The organism is Bradyrhizobium sp. NBAIM03 (assembly GCF_020194055.1).
GTDB lineage: Bacteria > Pseudomonadota > Alphaproteobacteria > Rhizobiales > Xanthobacteraceae > Bradyrhizobium > Bradyrhizobium yuanmingense.
The window spans coordinates 1-470 of record NZ_JADYVS010000124.1 but is presented as its reverse complement, the minus strand read 5'-3'; the positions used below and the strand labels follow the sequence as shown (position 1 = coordinate 470).

Below are 470 nucleotides of genomic sequence, written 5' to 3'. Positions count from 1 at the left end.
CGCATGCGGCCATACTTCGTGAGAACCGTCCTGATGGCAGCCTCATCTGAGGCGGATAACGTCTCGGCGGGCTCGTCGACAAGAAAATCAGACTGGATGGGAAAGGAAAGCAATGCCTTGCTGCCAGCAGATCGAATCTGGACGCCGGGAATTAGCTGCGGCAACTTCGCCAAATGCAGATCTACGAAAAATGGACCGTCCTTCTGTCTGACGACATATGCATTCGTCAAACGCTCCCCAGTCGCTTCGAGCGCGGCAAGCTCTGCTAAGAAGCAAAGCTTGTGAAGTGCGAAGTAGCTAAGTCCGGCCGGACTGCCCTGCAAGACTCGTTGAGCAACCTGCCCGAGTTTTATGGCGTCAGGCCGAGGCTTCGTGCTGACAGGCCTCTTGCGTGGCTTCTTGAGTCTGCGCAGAGTTTCTGCGACGAACTGATAGTCGCTGAGTTGGTTGGCGAAGCTACGGTGCACCAT

At 55.7% G+C, this 470-nt stretch carries 1 protein-coding gene; it reads right to left on the bottom strand.

Annotated features, from left to right (window positions below; all coding sequences use genetic code 11):
* The coding region (locus tag I6F21_RS37700; RefSeq protein WP_225184381.1) for a SocA family protein at positions 1-470 on the bottom strand (470 nt) is incomplete at both ends.